We start from the raw sequence: 14,099 nt of genomic DNA, 5'->3' as shown, positions 1-14,099 counted from the left end.
CCCCGTGGGGCAGGTGTTCCACCCTGGATCCGGGGGTAGGCCAGAGGGACGGGCGCGGGCCGCCCGCACCGCCGCGCCGGAGCGCGGAGGTGCCGCGACACCGGCCCACGCAGCCATTCGGCTGCCCGTTTCTGTGCGATCCACCGGGCCTTCGGTTTTCGGTTGCGTCGAATCTCCCCTATGTAGGGCCTATTTCTCGTTCTGGGGGGTTGTTGTGTACTGTGCGCTCTCGGTACTCTCACGCTGAGAGAGCGTGAAACACACGCAAACCCACATCGGTCGGTGTCGGCCCGTCCCCCCGCGGACCCGCCCCACCTGCCGCTTCCCCACCCCCCACCCCCGTCCCGCCCGGGCGGAGCACACCGAAGGGAACAGGCCGCGATGCGATCCGGCTCGACCCGCCTGGCGCTCACCGTCTGCGCGCTCCTCGCCGCCGCCGGGTGCTCCGCACCCGCCGCGGAGACCGACGGCGCCGGAACGGAACCGCGGCCCGCGCCCACCGCCGCCGCCGGCGGTGACGAGGAGGCCGCCCTGGCGGCCTACACCGGGATGTGGGACGCGGTGGTCGCGGCCTCCCACGGAGACGAGGAGGCCTCGCGCGCCCTCGACGACCACGCGGTCGGTGCCGCCCGGGAGATCATGCGGACCGCGCTCGACGAGGCGGCCGCGGGCGGGAACGCCGAGGGCGAGCCCGTCCTCGACCCGGCCGTCACCGTCGAGAGCCCCGAACTCGCGGTCGTCGCCGACTGCGTGGACGACTCCGCCTGGCGGACCGGCGGCTCCGCGGGGACGGCGGGCCCCCGCAAGGTCGACGCCACGCTCATCCACGACGGACTCGCCTGGCGCGTGTCCGAACTGCGCATCTGGGAGGCCGGATCATGTTGAGACCCCTACCCCCCGCCGCTGCCGCGGCCGCCGCCGCCCTGGTGCTGGCGACCCTGAGCGCCGCACCCGCGCACGCCGACGACGGCTCCTTCCTCGGCAGCGTCGAGTGCGGCACCTCCGGCGGCAACGGCTGCCAGATCCTGCTGCGCTGGCTCCTGGAGCACGGCGGCGTCCCGGGCACCCCCGGCGCCAGCGGCTCCGGGGGGACCGGCGGCGCGGGCGGCTCCGACGAGTACGCCGACGTCGACTGGGACGCCATCGACTGGGAGTCCATGGACTGGGAGAACATGGTCGACTGGGACGCCATCGACTGGGAGGAGGTCTTCGCCGAGGCCGCCGAGGGCGAGGAGGGCACCGACCCCCTCACCAGCATCGAGGAGGCCATGGCCTCCTTCCAGCTCCCCGAGCCCACCATCGCCACCTCCCCGGGCACCGACTCCCTCATCCTGGTCAACACCCCCCTGTGGCTGTGGGTCGACCCCCAGAGCTGGGGCGCCGAGTCCACCTCCGCCGAACTGGGCGACTCCTCCCTCACCGTGACCGCCACCCCCGCCCGCACCCTGTGGACCATGGGCGACGGCTCCACCGTGGAGTGCGAGGGCCCCGGCACCCCCTTCGACCCCGCCGTCCACGACGCCGACTCCGCCTCCCCCGACTGCGGGCACGTCTACACCTCGGCCTCGGACGCGGCCCCCGAAGGCGTCCGCACCGTCACCGTCCGCGTGCTCTGGGACACCGAGTGGAGCTTCTCCGGCGGCGGTGGCGGCGCCCTCGACCAGCTCACCAGCACCTCCGAGGTCGACCTCACCGTCCGCGAGTCCCACGGGCTCGTCACGGACACCCACTGACACCGAGAAGAACTGAGACAGACGTGGTCGAGACGACGACGGCCCCGCCCCCCGGGGCGGGGCGGCAGACACAGCAGCCCCCCGCCGTGCGGCTCTCCGGCGGCGGCGCCCGGCGCTGGCGGTGGCTGGCGCTGGCCCTCACCCTGACGACGGCGGGCGCGCTCAGCGGCGTCATCGCCCTGGAACGCCTCGACGACCGCACCGGGGTGGTCGTCGCCGACACCGACCTCCCCGCGGGCCACGTCCTCACCATGGACGACCTGCGCGTCTCGGAGATGTCGGTGTCCTCCGACCTGTCCTTCGTGGACGCCGCCCGCCTGGAGGAGGTCGTGGGCCTGACCCTCACCCTCCCCGTGGTCGAGGGCGGGGTCCTGCCCGAGTCCGCCCTGGGCGCCGACGCCGCCTTCCCCGAGTCCGACCGGGCCCTGGTCGGCGCCACCCTCCAGCCCGGGCGCTTCCCCGCCTCCCTGGGCGCGGGCGCCAGCGTGTCCGTGGTCGTGAGCGGCGGCGAACAGCAGGAGGACGGCGCCCCCCAGGCCTACCTCGCCCTGGTCCGCACCCTCGTCCCCGACCCCGGGGTCGAGGGCGCCGTCAACGTCGAGCTGCTGGTCTCCTCCGCCGACGCCGCCCGCATCGCCGCGGCCGCCTCCGCCGGACAGGTCAGCCTCGTGCAGGTCCACCCGCGCGGAGGGGCGTGATGACGACGACGGTCGCCGTCTTCTCCCTGGGCGGCGCCCCGGGCGTGACCAGCCTGGGCATGGCCCTGGCCGCGGTCTGGCCCGGGGACGCGCCCGGAGTGCTGGTGGAGGCCGACCCCTCCGGCGGAGCGGTCGCCGTCTGGCGCCGCCTGCCCACCGAGCCCGGCCTGACCGGCCTGGCCGCCGCCATGCGCCGCGGCGGCGGCGCCGACCCCGAGGCCCACACCCAGGCCCTGCCCGGCGGGCTCCGGGTCTGCCCCGCGCCGATCACCGCCGACCCCGCCGAGGGCGCCGTGCGGCTCCTGGGCCAGCACCCCCTGCCGTTCGGCGCGATGGCGGCGCCGGTCGCCGTCCTCGACCTCGGCCGCCTCACCCCCTCCTCCCCGGCCCGCGCCCTCGTCGCCCGGGTCGACCACGCCGTCCTCGTCGTCTCGGAGCGCCTCACCGAGCTGCGCCGCGCCCGCGAGCACCTCCTCGCCCCGTCCTTCCCCGCCCGCGACCTCACGGTCGTGGTCTGCGGCGGCCGCGGCGGCGTCGGCGAGATCACCGGCGCCCTCGGCTCCGCCGTCTGGGGGCGCGTGCCCGACGACCCCCGCTCCGCCCGGTTCCTGCGCGGCGAACAGGACATCGCCCGGCCCCAGAAGCGCCCCCTGTTCCGGGCCGCCGACCGGCTGGCGCGCGCACTGGCCGCCGCCCGGACCGAGCCCGTCGTCTACGCGCCGCTGCCCCCGGGGGTGAACGCATGACCCCGCCCGACGAGTTCGCGGACCGCGCCGCCGAGCGCTTCCTCGACCCCGGTACCGACCGGGTGGAGGCCCAGTGGGTCGCCTACGTGTCCGCCGAGGCGGGCCGCAGGATCAGTGAGGAGACCCGCGGCGAGGACCCGGACACCCCGCAGGAGCACCGCGCCCGCGCCGACCGGGTCATCGCCAACATCCTCGACGAGGCCGCCCGCGCAGCCCTGGCCGAGGGCCGCCCCCTGCTGGCCCCCGCCACCGAGGCCGCCATCGCCGCCGCCTCGCTCGCCCAGGTCACCGGTGTGGGGCCGCTCCAGCCCCTGCTCGACGACCCCGAGATCGAGAACATCAACATCAACGGCGTGGACGCCTGGGTGCGGCTCGCCGACGGCAGCCGCCGCCTGCACGCCGGGCTGTTCGCCGACACCGACGACGTCATCGCCCTGGTCCGCCGCCTGGCCGCCGAGTCGGCCAGCGGCGAGCGCCGCTTCGACCCCGGGGCGCCCATCCTCGACCTCCAGCTCCCCGGCGGGGAGCGCCTCAACGCGGTCATGGAGGTCTCCCGCCAGCCCTCGGTGTCGATCCGCCGCCACCGGTACACCCACTCGTCGCTGCGCCGGCTGGAGAAGCTCGGCACGCTCGACCCGGCCCTGGTCTCCCTCTTCCGGGCCGCCGTGCGCGCCCGCCGCAACATGGTCGTCACCGGGGGCACCGGCGCGGGCAAGACCACCCTGCTGCGCGCCCTGGCCTCGGAGATCCCCCCGACCGAGCGCCTGGTCACCATCGAGGACGTCTTCGAGCTCGGCCTGGACCGCGACCGCGAGGCCCACCCCGACTGCGTCGCCCTCCAGGCCCGCCCCGCCAACATCGAGGGCGTCGGCGAGATCACCATCGCCGACCTGGTCCGCACCGCGCTGCGCATGTCGCCCGACCGCGTCATCGTGGGGGAGACCCGCGGCAGCGAGACCGTCCCCCTGCTCAACGCCATGAGCCAGGGCAACGACGGCAGCCTCACTACCCTGCACGCGGCCGGCTCCGCCGGGGCGTTCACCAAGCTGGGCGCCTACGCCGCCCAGTCCGCCGAACGGCTGCCGCTGGAGGCGACCGCGTCGCTGGTGGCCTCCGCCGTCCACCTGGTCGTCCACGTCTCCGCGCTGCCCACCGGCGAACGCCGCGTCACCAGCGTGCGCGAGGTCGTGGGCGCGGAGGGGCAGAACGTGGTCTCCAACGAGATCTACCGCTACTCGCCGCGCCAGGGCCGCCTCGCCGCGGCCCCGCCCAGCCCGGACACCCTCGACGTGCTCGCCGACCACGGCTTCGACCCCCTCTCGCTCCAGGCGGAGACGGCGGGGTGGGGCCGGTGAACACGAACACGCTCCTGCTCGCCACCGCCGGGGGCGTCGCCGGACTCGGCGTCTTCCTCCTGTTCGTCTGGGCCGCCCCGCTGGTCTCCGAACGCCTCCGCCGGGGCCGGTCCCGGCCGCTCCCGCGCCCGGGCAGGGTCGCCTTCGCGACCGCCGCCGGCGTCGGCGCCTGGCTCCTGACCGGCTGGCCGGTGGCCGGGGCGCTGGCCGCCGCCGCGGTCTGGTGGGCCCCGCAGGTCCTGGGCAGCGACGCCGAACACAAGCAGCAGGTCGAGGGGGTCGAGGCGGTCGCCGCCTGGACCGAGATGCTGCGCGACCTCATGGCCGGGTCCTCCGGCCTGCACCAGGCGGTCGCCGCCACCGCGCCCATCGCCCCCGAACCGCTGCGCGGGGCCGTGCAGCGGCTGGCCGACGACATGCGCCGCGGCCGCGAGCCGCGCGACGCGCTCCACACCTTCGCCCGCACCGTCGACAACCCCACCGGCGACCTGGTCGCCTCCGCCCTGGCGATGGCCGCCACCCGGCACGCCACCGACCTCGGCGTCCTGCTCGGCGCCCTGGCCGAGTCCGCCCGCGACCAGGCCGCCATGCTGGTCAAAGTGTCGGCCGGCCGGGCGCGGCTGCGCACCTCCTCGCGCATCATCATGGGCGCGACGCTGGGGATGGCGGCGTTCATGCTCCTGTTCAACCCCGAGTACCTGGCCCCGTTCGACGGCCTGCTGGGCCAGATCGTCCTGGCGGCCATCGGCGGCATCTGGGCCACCGCCGTGGTGTGGATGACCCGGATGTCCCGTTTCTCCCTCGGGCCGCGCGTCCTGGCCCCCGACCCGCTCAAGGAGGCCGCGCTGTGAACCCCACGACCGCGGCGGCCCTGGCCGGCGCCGCCCTGGGCCTGGCCCTGTGGGCGCTGGCGGCGGCCCGCTGGGCCCGCCCGACCCTGGCCGAGCGCCTGTCCGGCCCCCGCCCGCCGGCACGGCTCGCACTGCGCCCCTCCGAGGGCGGCCTCCTGACCCGGCTCGGCCGGGTCGGCGTCCCCCTGCTGCACGCCGCCGGTCTGCCCGGCAAGCGCGCCGCGCGCAACCTCAGGATCTGCGACCGCGACCCGGGCGGCTACCTGGCGGAGAAGGCGGCGGGAGTGGTGGTGGGGGTGCTGTTCCCGCCGGTGATGGGGTTGCTGCTGTCCCCCCTGGGGGTGCTGAACGGGCCTCTCGTGCCGGTCATCCTCTGGGTGGGGTTCGCCCTCCTCATGTGGTTCGCCCCGGACCTGTCCCTCAACGACGAGGCGACCAAGCGCAAGGAAGAGATGCGCCGCACCCTGTCCGGCTTCGCCGACCTGGTCGTGGTCTCCCTGGCCGGGGGCGCGGGCGTCAGCGGCGCCCTCACCGACGCCTCTGCCAACGGCGGCGGCTGGGCGATGGCCGCGATCCGCGACGCCCTCCGGGAGGCGTCCCTCACCCGGGTACCCGCCTGGCAGGTGCTCCGCGAACTGGGCGAACGCTACGACACCCCGGAGTTCGCGGAACTGTCCGCTAGCCTGCACCTGGCCGGAGCCGACGGCGCCCGGGTCCGGAGTTCCCTCTCCGCCAAGGCCAAGACCCTGCGCGTGCAGTTCCTCGCCGAGATGGAGGCCGCCGCCCAGGCCTCAACGGAGCGAATGAGCCTGCCCGTCGTCCTGCTGTTCGCCGGGTTCCTGGTCCTTCTGGGATACCCGGCCATGAACCTCATCCTCTTCAGTACCTGATCCCCTGCTTGGAGAAGCACCATGAAAGAGCTGTACTACCGCATCGTCACCGCGCTGACCCTGCCCAAGGACGACGGCGGCTACTCGACCGAGACGGTGGTGGTCACCGCGCTCCTCATCCTCGTCGGCATCGCGGCGGTCGGCGGTATCAGCACCTTCGTCGCCGAAGAGATCGCCAGTTTCGGCACTCCGTAGGAGACTCCCTTGCGACAGCAGAAAGACGACCGGGGCAGTGCCGAGCTGGCAGTTGCGGCCCCCGCGCTCCTCCTCCTGGTCATGCTGGTCGTCCAGGCCGCCCTGTGGATGCACGGCGAGCACGTCGCCGCCGACCTCGCACGCCGCACGGCCGAGCAGTCGCGCACCGTGGAGGGCACGGCCGCCCCGGCGGCCGCGCCCTCCGGCTCCGTCCTGTCCGACATCGACATCGCCGTCGAACGCGGGGCCGAGGAGGTCACCGTCACCGTGACCGGCTCCGTCCCCAGCCTCGTCCCCGGGGTCACCTGGAACGTGCGGCACGTGTCCGTGGCCCCCGTCGAGCGCTTCGTCCCCGGAGGTGAGACACCGTGAGGCACCGCGACCGCGACCGCGGCTCGGCCTCGGTGGAGCTGGCCCTGCTGGCACCCGCCCTGCTGACCTTCGCCATGCTCATGGTCTTCGCCGGCCGCGTCGTCGACGCGCGGGCCACGGTCGGGGAGGTCGCCCACTCCGCCGCCCGCGCCGCCTCGCTGGAGCGCACGCCCACGGCCGCCTCCTCCACGGCGACCGCCATCGCCGCCGCCGGGCTCCAGGAGCAGGGCATGGCCTGCACCGACCACACCACCACCGTCGACCACGGCGGCCTGGCCGCCGGGGGCGCGGTCTCCGTCACCGTCCACTGCACGGTGGACTTCTCCGATCTGTACGGGGTTGCCTTCCCCGGCGGCCAGACCATCGAGGGCGGCGCCACCGTCGCCGTGGACACCTTCCGGGGGCAGCCGTGACCACCGCCGCCGCGCGGGACGACCGCGGACAGGTCAGCGCCTTCGTCGCGGTGATGGCGGTCGCCTTCATCGCGTGCCTGGGCCTGGTCTACGAGGGCGGGGAACTCCTCCAGGCCCGGCGACAGACCGCCACGCTCGCCCAGGAGGCCGCCCGGGTCGGCGCCCAGCAGCTCGACTGGAACACGTACCGCGAGGGCGCCGACGAGGTCCCGCTGGACCCGGCCGCCGCCTCCGCCGCCGCCCAGGCCTTCCTCTCCTCCGCCGGGGCCACCGGGACCGTCAGCGTCTCCGGCGACACCGTCACCGTCACCTGCACGATGTCCTACTCCTTCACCCTCGTCCCGGCCGGATCGACCACCGTCGAGACGACCGCCACGGCACGTCCCTACACACAGACGACGACCCCCTGAGCACCTTTGTGAGGCGGACATGCATCCACTGAACAGGCTCGGCGCGGCCGTGTTCGCGCTCGCCTTCCTCGTCGGCGTCCCCTACGTCCTGCTGTGGCACGCCGCCTGGCCCGACACGCTCCCCTCCTGGGACGTCGCTCTCGCCCACCTGCGCGGCTGGCGGCTGCCCCCGGGCGTGCCCGCCGCCGTGCTGATCACCGCGCTGTGGGCGCTGTGGGGGATGTTCGCCCTGGCTCTCGCCGCCGAGGCCGTGGCCCGCCTGCGGGGCGTGCCCCTGCGCCTGCGCCCGTTCGGACCGCTCCAGGCCATCGCCGCCACCGCCGTCGCGGCCACCGCGGTCACCCCCGCCGCCGCCTTCGCCGACACCGTCGCCCAGGACGAGGAGTCGCCGGACCGGGAGGAGAGCGCCCCCGCGGCCCCGCAGGAGACCGCGGAGCAGGGGCCGGTGGAGCGCACCCGCACCATCAGCGGGTTCGCGGTCGGATCGGCCGAGCTGACCGAGCGGATGCGGGAGGACCTCGCCCCCACCGTCGAGATGCTGGGGGACCACTGGGACGAGAACGTCCCCGTCGCGATCACCGGGCACGCCGACCCCAGCGGCAACGCCGACCGCAACCGGGAGCTGTCCCGGGAGCGGGCCCAGGCGGTGGCCGACTACCTGGAGGAGGAGCTCGGGGAGGACGCCCCGGACACCGAGGTCACGGGCAGGGGGGCCGAGCAGCCGGTGGAGGGGCCCGCCGAGAGCCAGCGCCGCGTCGAGATCGCCTACACCCTCGCCCCCGCGTCCGCTCCCGCCTCTACCCCGGCCCCGCAGGAGGAGGCCGGCACGGACACGGCCCCGGAGGAGACCGGCGACGACGCCGCTGACGGCGCCGCCGCGGCGGAGGAGGAGGCCGACCGGTCCCTCATCACCGTGGAGAACGCCGCCGCCGTCGAGGACGACGGCCCCCGCGTCGTCGTCCTGGAGATCCCCGACGGCGCGGTCGCCGGGTTCGTGGGGTTCGCCGGCCTCGCCGGGGGCTACCTCCTGGGCAAGCGCGGCTCCTTCGTCCCCAGGATGGCGCTCAGCCTGCCCCGGCGCCTCACCGGCCGCCCGCGCCGCCTGGCGCTGCCGCCGGTCCCGCCGCGCCCCGAGCCCGGCGCCGAGATCGACGAGCGGGTCACCGTCGAACTCGACCACGTCCCCGGCCTGGGCCTCACCGGCAAGGGGGCGGACGGGGCGGCCCGGCGCCTGATCGCCAACGCCCTCGACCCGACCGAACCCCTCGCGGTGCGGATCCTCATCACCGAGGACGAGGCCGTCCGGCTGCTCGGCGAGACCGGCCGCGACCTGCTGCGCGACCGCCCGTGCGAGCCGGTCACCCTGGTCCCCGGAACGGAGGACGCGCTGGCGGTGCTCGCCACCGAACTCCACGCCATGGCCGAGGAGGACCGGGCCCCGCTCGCCCTGATCATCTCCGCGCCCGAGGCCCAGCACGAGCACGCCCTGTCCGGCCTCCTGCTGCACGGGCAGCACCGCGGCGTCACCGCCGTCATCCTCGGGAGCTGGCCGCTGGGCGGCAACTGCACGATCGACGCGGACGGGCTCATCTCGCAGACCAGCCAGCCGCTGGCCACCCTGTTCCACTGCTCCTGGCCGGGCTCGACGGCCGAGGAGGTCCACGCGGCCGTGCACGCCCACCACGCGGCGGACCACTCGGGGTCGGAGCGGCCGGTACGGCCGTCCTCCCGGAACCGGGGGGCCGCCGAGCCGCGCCCGGTGCTGGTCGCGGAGGACTGGGACGATGACGACGCCTTCGTCCGGGTGGGCGACGACGCCGCCTGGGAACGGCTCACCCGCGCCTGGGAGGAGGAGGCCGCGGCCGGCACCACGGCCGACGACGACGGGGAGACCACCACCGCCCTGGAGCCCGAACCAGCTCTGGACCCCGAACCCGCCCCGGACGACGGGGCCACCGTGGACGCCGCCTTCCGGGCGCTCCGCGAGGGGGAGTACGCCGAGACCGCCACGGACACCCCCGCGCACAGGCCGACGACGGACACGACCACCGCGGCTGACACGACCACCACGGCGGATGCCGAGGACGACTCCTGGTGGGACGAGACCCCCGTCCCGGAAGAGCCCGTCCGAGAAACGGCCCCGGACGACTCCGCCACCACGACCGCTGAGGCCCCCGGCACACCGGAGCCCGACGACGCCCCGGGTCCTCACGAGAACACGGCCGCCGAAGCCCCGGCCGCCCCGCCCGCCGAGGTCGGCACCACCACCGGGCAGGAGGACGCCGACGCGTCCCCGACCGGCCGTCGGAGCTCACGCGATACCCCCGCTGAGCAGGGGGACGCCTTCGCCGCCCTCAACGGGGCGACCCCGGCACCGGAGAGCCCCGCGGCCGCTCCCGCGCCCGCTCCGGCCGAAACCCCGGAGCCCGTGCGGGACACTCCCGCCGTCACGCCCCCCGACACGGACGGCGCCGAGACCGGGGAAGAGAAACCCAAGGCCGGGGGAGAGGCACCCGAGGCCGCCGCCCAGGCCCCGCCCGCACCTCCGTCCCCACCCGCCGCTCCCGCGGCTCCCGCAGCCCCCGCGGCTCCCGCCCCGAAGGAGGAGCAGAGGACCCGGGTCCGCCACGAGCGCGCCCCCGGCCGCAAGGCAGGCCGGGTCCGCGTGGTCCGCGTGGACCGTCCGGAGGCCCCGGAACAGCAGGCGGCCGAGCCCGTGTCCGTACCGGTCCCGGCCGGCCCCGTGGCACCGGCCCCCGGCACCCGACCGGAACGGGCCCCGGCGGCGGCCGCCGCCCGTCCGCGCCGCAGGGCGGTCGTCCGCGACCGGGCGGAGCCGCGCGACGCGGAGCCCACTCCGATGGCCGAGGAGGAGGCTTCCCCGGCCTACCGCCCCCAGCCCGCCAAGCCCCGCAAGGCGGGCCGGGGACGCACCTGGAAGCCGCGCGACGACGGCTGACCCGCACCGGTCCCACGACGCCGAGGGGCGGCCCCCTCCAGGGGGCCGCCCCTCGGCGTCCCGGGCCTCACCCGGACCGTCAGCCGTTGCGGCCGCCACCACCCCCGCCGTAGCCCGACCCGGAGCCCAGGTCGCTGCTGACGTCGAAGGCGTAGTCCTCGCTGACCTCGTAGTTGCGGGCCATCTGGAGCGTCCGGTCGGCCGCCTGGTCGAAAGCCGTGGGCAGCGCCTCGCCGTACTCGTCCAGCGTCTCGATCATGGGGGTGAGGTTCTTCGTCAGGGACTCCGAGATGTCATCGCCCGACCCCCAGACCGCCCCGAGGGACTGCCGGGCCGTCCGCAGCCGGGCGAAGGCCTCGCGCACGAGCCGACCGGGTTCGCGCAGGTCCTCACCGGCCCGCGCCATATCTTCCGGCAGCACTGTCAGGTGGTCGTCGGACATCGGCGTTCCTTCCCGTACGGGGGCGCGGCCCCGCCTGACCGGAACCGCACACGTCCCCCGGCCACGTTCTAGCCCCGCCGGGTGATCGGCACCCATGCGCCCGGCAACGCGCGGGTGTACACGGGGAGTCGCCTCCCGGGGCGGACACCGTGGACACCACACCCGCAGCCCAGGGGGTTCCCACCCGGCCGGGCCCCTCACCCACAGCCGGAGGGCGAACCGCTACCTCCGCCGCAGGGGGTTTCTCACCTGACCGGGGCCCTGAGCCACTGCCGGAGGGCATCGCTGCTTCCTCCGCCGCAGGGGGTGAGGGCCGCGGGTGGCTTCCCGCCCCGGCCCCAGGGGGTTGGGGTAGGGCGGTACTCGGCCCGGGCTCCAGGGGGTGAGGCGGACTGTGAGGTTTCCAAGACGTCCGCCATCTGGGAACGGCGGTCTGTGGTCGCAGCCACAGGTGACTGGTTTCCAAGAGCCCGATCGCCTGTGAAGGTACAGTCGCGGAGCGTGGATCCGTCCCCGCGCAGTCGGCGTCCGGCAGACCACCGGGCGGTTTCGTTGGGCGCACATCGTGGGCGGTGGGGGTGCGCTTTCCGGGGGCGGGTCCGCGCGAGGTGCGCACACCTGCACCGGTTGGAAAGGTTGGGGGCGCCGGCGGCGGTGCGGGGGCTCCACGCTGGTGCCTACTCCCGCGGATGACCGCGGTACCGGTCAGTGCCGGGGGTGAAAGCCGCACGCACCCACAGCTCCGAGCCCCAGGGGGTGTGGGAAGGAAGGACCGCAACCCCCGCCCCAGAGGGTGTTGCCGAACGTTCCCGCAACCCCAGCCCCAGCCCGGACACAGGACCGCGCACCTCCGCCCCAGGGGGTGTGGGAAGGAAGAACCGGAACCCCCGCCCTAGGGGGTGTTGCCGCACGTTCCCGCGACCCCAGCCCCAGCCCGGACACAGGACCGCGCACCTCCACCCCAGGGGGTGTGGGAAGGAGGGCCCGCGACCCCCGCCCCAGGGGGTGAAAGCGGTACGTCCCCGCGACCCCGCCCCCAGCCCATAGGAAGAACCGCACCCCCCACACGGCGCCACCGAGTAGACCGCACCCGCATCCCACAGACGTCATCAGACGACGCCCCGCCTGCACGACTTCACGACCTCATCGCTTCACAACACTCCCAGAACCCTCTTTCGCCGCCGCCAACACCAGATCCCGGTACGGCACCGCTACCACCGGAAGAGCCTCCAACCCCAGAAGCCGTTCCGTCTCCTCCAACCGGCGCGCGACCTCCTCCCAGGCGTCCGCGGACACGATCTCGGTCTCCACGAACGAGCCCACACCCGCGACCTCGTCCACCACTACAGCCAGTCCCGGCCGCCTCGGCGCCCGATAACAGGTGCGCACCTTCTCCACCCGAACCAGCAGCACCATGCCCAACGCCTCCAACAACCGATGCGCGTGTTCGGCCTCTCCTCCATCGGCCAGCGCCACGTTCGTCTCCCGCTTGGCGATGACCCCCTCGGCGCTGCTGGTGTTCCCGTCGGAGGCCGGCTTGTAGGTGATCTCGCACCGGTCCTCCTTCGCCCGGACCCGCAGGCACTCGACCGTCTCCAGGAAGTCGACGTCAGGGCGGCTGTAGTAGGTGTCGACCTCCACCGCCGAACCGGCGGAGGCGAAGCCCGACTCTTCCAAGCGCCGTTCCAGCGCCCCGCGTTCCTCCAGAACACGCTTGCGCTCGATCTCCACCAAGGCCACCGGGATCATCCCCTTCCAGGGGTGAGGGCCGCGTACACGCGGGCGAGGTTGTGCTTGCTGACCGACTCTCGTACCCCTGTCAGCGCTTCGGCCAGAGTCCGGGAATCCGACGTCGGGATGTTACGGAACAGCATCAGCTGTTTGGCGTCCGGTAGAGGGTTGGCGAGCCTGGGGTCGGGGTTGCGGGTGGGTGCGGCCATACCCCTCTGGGGCGGGGGTCGCGGTTCTTCCTTCCCACACCCCCTGGGGCTCGGGGCTGCGGGTGCGCGCGGCCTTCACCTCCTGGGGCTGAGGTGTGCGGTCCGGTGTCCGGTCTGTGGCCGGGGCCGCGGGAACGTGCGGCAACACCCCCTGGGGCGGAGGTCGCGGTTCCTCCTTCCTCACCCCCTCGGGTTGATGCCGCGGGTGTGTGCGGCCTTCACCCCCTGGGCTGAGGTGCGCGGTCCTGTGCCCGGTCTGGGGCCGGGGTCGCGGGTGCGTGCGGCTTTCACCCCCGCTCCCGTCCGTACCGCGGTCATCCGCGGGAGTAGGCACCAGCGTGGAGCCCCTTCACCGCCGTCGGCGCCCCCAACCTTTCCAGGCGGTGCGGGTGTGCGCGCTCCGGGTGCACCCGGCTCCGGCAGTCACACCCCCACCACCCGCCACGCGCGCCCAACGATTCCCCCTGGTGGTCTGCCGTGCGCCGACTGCGGCCGGGGCCGGGCCCACCCGGCGCGGACCGCCGTTCCCAAGCGGCCGAGCTCTTGGAAACCTACAACTACCTCGGCGAAGACCCCCTATGGCCGGGCACCCCACTGGCCTGACACGGCTGGGGCGGAGCTCCCGGTCGGGTGGGAAACCCCCTGCGGCGCAGAAGGCGGTTCACCTTCCGGCTGTGGCTGAGGGACCCAGTCGGGTGGACAACCCCCTGCGGCCGGGGCCGACAGGTACGCGCGGCCTTCACCCCCGTGTGTCCGGGGCGACGGGATGCTCACCCCCCTCCCCTGGGGTCGAAGGAGATGATCCGCCCTCCAGCGGTGGCTCGGCCCCCGGCAGGCCCACCCGTCACCCACCACAGCGTTGAAAGGGCATGGGAGACCTTTCGGGCCGGGGCGGGAGACCACTTGCGGCCTTCACCCCCTTGGGGCAGAGGAAGCGGTTCGCCTCCCGGCTGTGGCTGAGGTTTCCAAGCGGGTGGGAAACCCCCGCGGCGAAGGCCGTGCGGCGGCCTTCGCCAAGGCCGACGTCGAGCGGATGAGTGCGGAGCCCACCGGCCTGCCACCGGCCGTGCGCCCCGGCGGATCGCCGGGCTGTGA

At 75.0% G+C, this 14,099-nt stretch carries 14 protein-coding genes; 12 read left to right on the top strand and 2 right to left on the bottom strand.

The window, feature by feature from the left end; translation table 11 throughout:
* The first annotated feature begins 381 nt into the window (after positions 1-381).
* Genes KGD84_RS20395 through KGD84_RS20340 form a run of 12 tightly spaced genes read left to right on the top strand, consistent with a single transcriptional unit; the run spans position 382 to position 10,622 of the window.
* Positions 382-885: a hypothetical protein gene (locus tag KGD84_RS20395; protein ID WP_220561998.1), complete on the top strand. Its 504-nt coding sequence runs from the start codon at positions 382-384 to the stop codon at positions 883-885.
* Complete coding sequence (locus KGD84_RS20390) at positions 879-1,733, top strand: hypothetical protein (protein ID WP_220561997.1); 855 nt, start codon at positions 879-881, stop codon at positions 1,731-1,733. The genes KGD84_RS20395 and KGD84_RS20390 overlap by 7 nt, the downstream gene beginning before the upstream one ends.
* Positions 1,734-1,756: 23 nt before the next feature.
* Entirely contained in the window at positions 1,757-2,431 is a 675-nt protein-coding gene (locus KGD84_RS20385) for an SAF domain-containing protein (protein WP_220561996.1), read from the top strand.
* Positions 2,431-3,177: a CpaE/TadZ family protein gene (locus tag KGD84_RS20380; RefSeq protein WP_220561995.1), complete on the top strand. Its 747-nt coding sequence runs from the start codon at positions 2,431-2,433 to the stop codon at positions 3,175-3,177. Before KGD84_RS20385 ends, KGD84_RS20380 begins: the two co-directional genes overlap by 1 nt.
* A complete protein-coding gene (locus KGD84_RS20375) occupies positions 3,174-4,532 on the top strand; it encodes a TadA family conjugal transfer-associated ATPase (protein ID WP_220561994.1) in 1,359 nt (452 codons plus the stop codon). Before KGD84_RS20380 ends, KGD84_RS20375 begins: the two co-directional genes overlap by 4 nt.
* A complete protein-coding gene (locus KGD84_RS20370; protein ID WP_220561993.1) occupies positions 4,520-5,383 on the top strand; it encodes a type II secretion system F family protein in 864 nt (287 codons plus the stop codon). Before KGD84_RS20375 ends, KGD84_RS20370 begins: the two co-directional genes overlap by 13 nt.
* Entirely contained in the window at positions 5,380-6,273 is an 894-nt protein-coding gene (locus KGD84_RS20365; RefSeq protein WP_220561992.1) for a type II secretion system F family protein, read from the top strand. Before KGD84_RS20370 ends, KGD84_RS20365 begins: the two co-directional genes overlap by 4 nt.
* A gap of 21 nt (positions 6,274-6,294) precedes the next feature.
* Positions 6,295-6,468 carry a hypothetical protein gene (locus tag KGD84_RS20360; RefSeq protein WP_220561991.1) on the top strand — a complete coding sequence of 58 codons (174 nt, stop codon included), beginning with the start codon at positions 6,295-6,297 and terminating at the stop codon, positions 6,466-6,468.
* 9 nt (positions 6,469-6,477) lie between these two features.
* Positions 6,478-6,840 (top strand): TadE/TadG family type IV pilus assembly protein, encoded by a 363-nt coding sequence (locus KGD84_RS20355; protein WP_255646699.1) that lies wholly within the window; start codon positions 6,478-6,480, stop codon positions 6,838-6,840.
* Positions 6,837-7,253 (top strand): TadE/TadG family type IV pilus assembly protein, encoded by a 417-nt coding sequence (locus KGD84_RS20350; protein ID WP_255646698.1) that lies wholly within the window; start codon positions 6,837-6,839, stop codon positions 7,251-7,253. Before KGD84_RS20355 ends, KGD84_RS20350 begins: the two co-directional genes overlap by 4 nt.
* A complete protein-coding gene (locus KGD84_RS20345) occupies positions 7,250-7,663 on the top strand; it encodes a TadE/TadG family type IV pilus assembly protein (protein ID WP_255646697.1) in 414 nt (137 codons plus the stop codon). Before KGD84_RS20350 ends, KGD84_RS20345 begins: the two co-directional genes overlap by 4 nt.
* 19 nt (positions 7,664-7,682) lie before the next feature.
* Positions 7,683-10,622: an OmpA family protein gene (locus KGD84_RS20340; RefSeq protein WP_220561990.1), complete on the top strand. Its 2,940-nt coding sequence runs from the start codon at positions 7,683-7,685 to the stop codon at positions 10,620-10,622.
* Positions 10,623-10,701: 79 nt separating this feature from the next.
* Here the strand turns inward: KGD84_RS20340 and KGD84_RS20335 are convergent, their stop codons facing one another.
* Both KGD84_RS20335 and cyaB read right to left on the bottom strand, forming a co-directional pair.
* Entirely contained in the window at positions 10,702-11,064 is a 363-nt protein-coding gene (locus KGD84_RS20335) for a hypothetical protein (RefSeq protein WP_220561989.1), read from the bottom strand.
* A gap of 1,143 nt (positions 11,065-12,207) precedes the next feature.
* Complete coding sequence (gene cyaB / locus KGD84_RS20330) at positions 12,208-12,795, bottom strand: class IV adenylate cyclase (protein WP_255647261.1); 588 nt, start codon at positions 12,793-12,795, stop codon at positions 12,208-12,210.
* Positions 12,796-14,099 lie beyond the last annotated feature (1,304 nt).

The organism is Nocardiopsis changdeensis, assembly GCF_018316655.1.
In the GTDB taxonomy this organism is placed as follows: Bacteria; Actinomycetota; Actinomycetes; order Streptosporangiales; family Streptosporangiaceae; genus Nocardiopsis; species Nocardiopsis changdeensis.
Note: the sequence above shows the minus strand (reverse complement) of the source record. Positions and strands in the feature narration are given on the sequence as shown.

Bases quoted from the DNA above. Each gene is read 5' to 3' on its own strand.
- KGD84_RS20395 (WP_220561998.1), top strand. From the start codon at position 382: ATGCGATCCGGCTCGACCCGCCTGGCGCTCACCGTCTGCGCGCTCCTC.
- KGD84_RS20390 (WP_220561997.1), top strand. From the start codon at position 879: ATGTTGAGACCCCTACCCCCCGCCGCTGCCGCGGCCGCCGCCGCCCTG.
- KGD84_RS20380 (WP_220561995.1), top strand. From the start codon at position 2,431: ATGACGACGACGGTCGCCGTCTTCTCCCTGGGCGGCGCCCCGGGCGTG.
- KGD84_RS20375 (WP_220561994.1), top strand. From the start codon at position 3,174: ATGACCCCGCCCGACGAGTTCGCGGACCGCGCCGCCGAGCGCTTCCTC.
- KGD84_RS20360 (WP_220561991.1), top strand. From the start codon at position 6,295: ATGAAAGAGCTGTACTACCGCATCGTCACCGCGCTGACCCTGCCCAAG.
- KGD84_RS20340 (WP_220561990.1), top strand. From the start codon at position 7,683: ATGCATCCACTGAACAGGCTCGGCGCGGCCGTGTTCGCGCTCGCCTTC.
- KGD84_RS20335 (WP_220561989.1), bottom strand. From the start codon at position 11,064: ATGTCCGACGACCACCTGACAGTGCTGCCGGAAGATATGGCGCGGGCC.